Genomic DNA, 6,147 nt, shown 5'->3' with positions numbered 1-6,147 from the left:
CCGCAGAGGTCCTCCAGGGTCTTGATGCCCTTCGGGTTGCCCTTCTGGACCAGGATCGAGGTGCCGGCCTTGAAGTAGTCGACGAAGTCGACGCCCTTGCCCTGGCGCTCCTTGTTGTCGGTCATCGCCGACATGATCAGGTCGATCCGCTTGGTGGAGAGCGAGGTGATCAGGGTGTCGAAACCGGCGTCCTGGATCTGGAACTTGACGCCCAGCTGCTTGGCCAGCGCGTCGGCCAGGTCCGGGTCGATACCGGTGATCTTGCCACCGTCCTTGAACTCCACCGGCGCGTACGCGACCTCGGAGCCGACCTTGACGACACCGGCCTTCTGGATGTCGGCCGGGAGCTTCGAGTACAGCGGGGCCGAGGAGCCGGCCGCCGAGGTGTCGTCCTTCTTGTCGTCGCCGCAGGCGGTGAGCACCAGCGAGGCGGTCGCGATCAGGGCACCGGCGGCGAGGAGGCGGGTGCGCGGGTTACGGACGGTCATGGGGGGAGTCTCCTCCTGTGGGAGAGGCTGGGCGGAGCGCGCCGCGCTGGCGGCGTACACGGGGGGCCGGGGCTGTCGCCACCCTCCGCCGAGGTGGGCTGTAGCGATCCGAGTTGGTGGGAATCCTGCCACCAGGCATTCGGTAACGGACCACTATTCAGATCAAAATCGGATAACGAGGGGTCAGAGCGTCCGCTATCCGGACGAATACCGTGTCCCTGTCACTCCGTGTATAAGTATGCGGACCGAAGGGCTCCGGAGGGTCAGAACCCGCCGTTGACCACGGCGTTCTGTGCCGCGCCCGCGGAGACGTTCCACTTGGCGAGGATCTTGTCGTACTCGCCGCCGCGGATCACCCGGTCGAGCGCCTTCACCAGCGCGTCGCGCAGCGCGGTGTCGCCCTTGGTCAGCGCGATCCCGTACGGGCCGGGCTGGATCTGGGCGCTGGCCACCTCGAAGGTCCTGCCGCCGTCCTGCTGCTGGGCCACGTAGGCGGCCACCGGGAAGTCGTTCAGGTCGGCCACCGCGCGGCCGGCCTTCACCTCGGCCAGCGCCTGGTCGTCGGTGTCGAAGAGCTTGACCGTGAGGGGCTTCCCCGCCTTGGTGCAGGCGGTGGTCTGCCGGGCGATGATCGCGTCCTGGGTGGTGCCGCGCTGGAGCGCGACGGGGTGGCCGCAGAGGTCGTCGATGGACTTGACGCCCTTCGGGTTGCCCTTCTTCACCAGGATCGAGGTCCCGGCGATGAAGTAGTCGACGAAGTCCACTCCCGGATTCACCTGGGTGCCGTTGTCGTCGGTGCCCTCGCGGCGCTGGCGGTTGTCGCTCAGCGCGGACATCACGACGTCGTACTGCTTCGCGTGCAGGCCGGGGATGAGCTTGTCGAAGGGGGTGTCGACGAACTCCACCCGCAGGCCCAGCTGCTTGCCGATCGCCTCGGCGATCTCCGGGTCGAGGCCGGCGGCCTGGCCGTTGGCGTCCTTGAACTCCACCGGGGCGTAGTTGAGGTCGGAGCCGACCTTGAGCACGCCGGCCTCGCGGACGGCGGCCGGGAGCATCGAGCGCGGGTCCTCGGACGGGGCCTTCGGCGTCGATCCGGCGCCGCAGCCGGTCAGCAGGAGCGATCCTGCGGTCAACGCGGTGGCGGCGCGGGCGACATGACGGGATATGGGGGAACTGTGCTGCATGGGGGTACTGCTCCTCCTGTGGGAGAGGTCGTGCGGGTCCGGAGTGGGCCGGAGTCCGGAGTCTTCCATCCCGCCCTGCCGGGGCGGGTCTCGGATGTGTCAGAATCGGGTATCGGGTGACCCCCGATCAGAACCCCAGGCCGCCGGGTCGCGACAGACCCGGGGCGCGCAGAACCGGAAGTCGGGTACGCAGACTCCGGATTCGAGGCGCCAGCTCCCCTCCGTGTCTGGTGTTCACCTCCTGCGGGTGTGCGTGCACGATCACCAGGGTCCGAGCAGGGCCGCCGGTACTTCCGAAACCGACGGTCGTCAACTGCCCGACCTGGGGATGACGGGCACGTGAAAAGGACAAAAAGGCATAGGTGCGATGCCTCCGTCCGGCCTAGGCTCGTGGTCCGGTACCCACCGGAACCGGCCAGGGCAGACCGGCAGTACAACCGCAGAGACACCCATAAAACCCTCATTCGAGGGCGCGGCCCGACGGCAGCGCCCCGACCCCTCGTCCGGGTCCGTTTCGGCGGCCCGGGTTAACGGCGGGCCGCACGTGACAGCGCCCCACCCCGTGTCCGCGCCGTCATGAACGGTGCGGACGACTACCGGGTCTCGGTCGAGTTCTACGACCTGCTCCAGGCCGAGACCGACCGTCGGCTGGCCGAGCGGCGGTTCGCCCGGGCGGCGGCCCGGGCCCGGCGGGCGATCCTGGATGTCGGCGCCGGCACGGGCATCGTCACCGAAGTCCTGCTGGACGCCTCCGGCGCCCCGGTTCACGCCGTTGAACCCGCTCCGGCCATGCGGGCCGCGCTGCTGTCGCGCCTGGCTGCCCTGGGGGCCGACAGGCGGGCCCGGGTGACCGTGCACGCCGAACCGCTCGTGCGCGCGGGACTGAGAGAGGCGGTGGACCTGGCCATAGCCTCCAACGTCATCGCCTGCCTGGGCCCCGCCACCCGGCGGGCCGCCTGGCGGGACATCGCGGCGGCCCTGGTACCGGGCGGGCTGCTGCTCTTCGACTCGCCGCCGACCGCGCTGCCCGAAGGGTTGGAGGAGTTGGGGTCGCTGGGCCCGGTGCGAGTGGGGCCGGACCAGTACAGCGCCACCGTCACCCGCTGCCCCCACCGGGGCGTGGAGCGGGTCGAGTTCACCTACCGGGTCGAACGGGAGGGCAGGTCGCTGCGCGAGGCGAGCGAGCGGTTCGACCTGTGGCCGGCCACACCCGCCGAGCTCGCGCAGGAGCTGGACGCCGCCGGGCTGCGCGTCGTCCGCGCGCCCGGCCCCGACCTCACCGCCGCCTACCGTCCGCTCGCCGACCTCTGACCCCGGAGAGCGGCCCCGTGCCCGGAGCGGTGGAAGGGGGGTGACATCCGATCGGATGTCACCCCCCTTCCACCGTCGTCCCCGGGTCAGCGTCCGAGGGCGTGTTCGAGCTGCTTCTTGTTCATCGTGGAGCGGCCCTTGATGTTGCGCTGCCGGGCCTCGTTGTACAGCTGGTCGTAGGTCGGGCCCTTGGCACCGCTGTGGGAGCGCAGTCCGCCGCGACGGGCGGAGGAGATGTCGTGGGTGGAGGAGCGGCTGGCGGTCTTCGACTCGCCGTGCCGGGCGCGTTCCTTGTTGACGGTGCGGGCGGCGATCTCCTCCGCCTGCTCCTCGCTCTCCCCGCGCTCCCGCAGGCTCTCCTTGATGTGCTCGTACTGCCGCTCGCGCTTCGGGCTGGATCCTCGCGGCATGACGCCTCCTCAGGTTCCTTCCGGGCCGCCGGTGTTGGTGCTGCCCTTACCGGTGGTCAGTTGGGGCTGATGCGGCCGCGCCAGGAGCCGGTGGCCGTGCCGCGGTCCTCGATGAAGGTCTTGAACCGGCGCAGGTCGCCCTTCACCCGGCGGTCGACCATCCCGAGCACGTCGGCGGCCCGCTCGGCCATGCCCCCGGGCTCGAAGTCCATGGCCAGGTTGACGCGGGTGTGTGCCTCGTCCAGGCGCTGGAAGGTGACGGTGCCGATCTGCTGGACCTCGCCCCCCGTCGTGCGCCAGGAGACGCGCTCGTCGGGGAGTTGGTCGACGACCTCCGCGTCGAACTCGCGCTCGACACCGGCCATGCTGGTGCGCCAGTGCGTGTGCCGCTCGTCGAGCTGGCGGACCTCGTCGACCCCCTTCATGAAGCGGGGGAACTCCTCGAACTGCGTCCACTGGTCGTAGGCGGTGTGCAGCGGGACGTCGACGTCGATCGACTGCTTGACCATGCTCATGGTGGCTCTGCTCCTCCCGGTCGCCGGCCGGGCTACGGGCGGCCCGGCTTCAGGGAGCGCCTGCCCGGTCCGAGCGTCGTCATGCCCTCTGTCCAGCCTGAAGTGCCGAATCGGCGTGCCTACACCCGCACCGCCCGTGGACTCCCCGACCCTGCTGGCCACCCACGGCCCGCCCTTCGCCCGGGAGAGTGCCTGGGCCGCCTCCTCGACCTGACCGGCACACGCAGTCTGTTTCCCCCTGCCCCGGACGATCCGTCAACTGCCGCGGCTGCGGGACCCGGCGGCCGGTGACCGCCGCCGTCCGGTCAGGGCAGCGCGACTCCGCCGGTGGCGTTCACCACTTCGCCGGTCAGGTAGCTCGCCCCGGCGGAGGCGAGGAAGACGTACACCGGTGCGAGCTCGGCGGGTTGGGCGGGTCGGCCGAGCGGTGACTGTTCGCCGAAGGCGGCGACGTGGTCGGGCGGGAGGGTGGCGGGGATGAGAGGTGTCCAGACCGGGCCGGGCGCCACCGCGTTGACCCGGACGCGCCGGGGGGCGAGCTCGCGGGCCAGGCCCTGGGTGAAGGTGACGATCGCGCCCTTGCTCGCGGCGTAGTCCAGCAGGTGCGGTTCGGGCCGGTACGCCTGGACGGAGGCGGTGTTGATGATCGATGATCCCGGGCGAAGGTGTGGCAGCGCGGCCTGGCAGAGCCAGAACATCGCGTAGACGTTGGTCTTCATCACCCGGTCGAACCGGTCGGTGCTGATCGCGGCGAGGCCCTCCTCCCGGGCCTGCTGGTACGCGGCGTTGTTCACCAGCACGTCCAGGCCGCCGAGTTCGGCGACGGCGCGCTCCACCAGCTCCGCGCAGAAGCCCTCCTCCCGGACGTCCCCGGCCACCGCCACGGCCCGCCGGCCGGCCTCCTCCACCAGCCGCACCGACTCGGCCGCGTCCTCCTGCTCGTCGGCGAGGTGGCAGAACAGCACGTCCGCTCCCTCCCGGGCGAAGGCCAGCACGACGGCCCGCCCGATCCCGGAATCCCCGCCGGTGACCAGCGCGACCCGCCCCGACAGCCGCCCGGTGCCGTGGTAAGTCCGCTCGCCGTGGTCGGGCACCGGGTCCATCCGATCGCTCAGCCCCGGATAGGGCTGGCTCTGCGGCGCGAACTCCGGCCTCGGGTACCGCCGGGCCGGATCCTGCGGAACGTGCTGGTCGCTGCTCACGGCACTGCCTCGCCAACGATGTCGGAAACGGGTCGCCGGACGCCTGCCCGGCCGGGGCGGGGTTCACCCTCTGCGGCACGCCGGGCCGCACACCGTGCTCCCCGAGCGTGAGGGCACCCGGATCCGGGAACACGCCGCACCGCAAGCCCCCACGAGCCCCGAACGTAGTGGAGCAAGGCCATGACCGCGACCGCTGACCGACGGCAGTACCTGATGTGCCCGCCCACCTACTTCTCGGTGGAGTACGCCATCAACCCCTGGATGGATCCCTCCCAGGCGGTGGATGTTCGCCGGGCCGAGCGGCAGTGGCAGCGGCTGCGTGCGGTCCACCTGGCCCTCGGCCACACCGTCCACCTGATCACACCGCGTCCCGGGTTGCCGGACATGGTGTTCACCGCGAACGCCGCCACCGTGGTCGACGGCAGGGTGCTGGTGGCCCGCTTCAAGCACCGCGAACGAGCGGCCGAAGCCGCCCACTTCCGCCGGTGGTTCACCCGCAACCGCTACCGGCAGGTCAGCACCGCGGCCCGGGTCAACGAAGGCCAAGGCGATGTCCTGACCGCAGGCCGGATGCTGCTGGCCGGCACCGGCTTTCGCACCGAGCCGGCCGCCCACGGGGAACTGCGCACCGTACTCGGCCTGCCGGTGGTCCCCCTCACCCTGGTGGACCCCCGCTTCTACCACCTCGACACCGCCCTGGCCGTCCTGACGGACGATCAGGCGATGTACTACCCAGCCGCGTTCGACCGCCCCAGCCGCGCCGCACTGCACGCCCTCTTCCCCGACGCCATCGAGGCCGACCGGGCCGACGCCGAGGCACTGGGCGTCAACGCCGTCTGCGACGGCCACCACGTCGTCCTCCCCGACACCGCCGAGCACCTCGCCGCCGCCCTCGCGGCGAACGGGTTCGAGCCGGTCGGCGTCGACGTCTCCGAATTCCGCAAGGCCGGAGGCGGAGCGAAGTGCTGCACCCTCGAACTCCACCGCGGCGGACACTGACGCTCCCACCCCGGCACCCTCCAGGACCTCATGTTTCG

Annotated in this window: 7 protein-coding genes; 2 read left to right on the top strand and 5 right to left on the bottom strand. The window is 71.2% G+C overall.

The features are described 5' to 3' along the window. Together ABD946_RS05045 and ABD946_RS05040 are read right to left on the bottom strand one after the other, a co-directional pair. Positions 1–488, bottom strand: a 488-nt coding sequence (locus ABD946_RS05045) for a transporter substrate-binding domain-containing protein (protein WP_345280476.1), incomplete at its 3' end; no start/stop codon positions are given. Positions 489–751: 263 nt separating this feature from the next. Continuing rightward, positions 752–1,672 carry an ABC transporter substrate-binding protein gene (locus tag ABD946_RS05040; protein WP_345280474.1) on the bottom strand — a complete coding sequence of 307 codons (921 nt, stop codon included), beginning with the start codon at positions 1,670–1,672 and terminating at the stop codon, positions 752–754. 576 nt (positions 1,673–2,248) lie between these two features. Between ABD946_RS05040 and ABD946_RS05035 the strand changes: the two genes are divergently transcribed. Continuing rightward, positions 2,249–2,983, top strand: coding sequence for a class I SAM-dependent methyltransferase (locus ABD946_RS05035; RefSeq protein WP_345280472.1), 735 nt, complete (start codon positions 2,249–2,251; stop codon positions 2,981–2,983). A gap of 86 nt (positions 2,984–3,069) precedes the next feature. Here the strand turns inward: ABD946_RS05035 and ABD946_RS05030 are convergent, their stop codons facing one another. The 3 genes from ABD946_RS05030 to ABD946_RS05020 form a co-directional block, all read right to left on the bottom strand. Continuing rightward, positions 3,070–3,393 (bottom strand): plasmid stabilization protein, encoded by a 324-nt coding sequence (locus ABD946_RS05030; protein WP_345280470.1) that lies wholly within the window; start codon positions 3,391–3,393, stop codon positions 3,070–3,072. Positions 3,394–3,449: 56 nt separating this feature from the next. Continuing rightward, a complete protein-coding gene (locus tag ABD946_RS05025) occupies positions 3,450–3,908 on the bottom strand; it encodes an SRPBCC family protein (RefSeq protein WP_345280468.1) in 459 nt (152 codons plus the stop codon). Between the two features lie 305 nt (positions 3,909–4,213). Beyond that, the gene (locus ABD946_RS05020; protein WP_345280466.1) at positions 4,214–5,110 is read right to left on the bottom strand and encodes a glucose 1-dehydrogenase; all 897 of its coding nucleotides are present in this window, start codon (positions 5,108–5,110) and stop codon (positions 4,214–4,216) included. Between the two features lie 180 nt (positions 5,111–5,290). Here ABD946_RS05020 and ddaH point away from each other — a divergent pair, with 180 nt between their 5' ends. Next, positions 5,291–6,109 (top strand): dimethylargininase, encoded by an 819-nt coding sequence (gene ddaH, locus ABD946_RS05015; RefSeq protein ID WP_345280464.1) that lies wholly within the window; start codon positions 5,291–5,293, stop codon positions 6,107–6,109. Positions 6,110–6,147: the final 38 nt, after the last annotated feature.

It is taken from the genome of Kitasatospora albolonga (assembly GCF_039535905.1).
GTDB classification, from domain to species: domain Bacteria; phylum Actinomycetota; class Actinomycetes; order Streptomycetales; family Streptomycetaceae; genus Kitasatospora; species Kitasatospora albolonga.
This window is presented reverse-complemented; position numbering and strand designations above follow the sequence as displayed.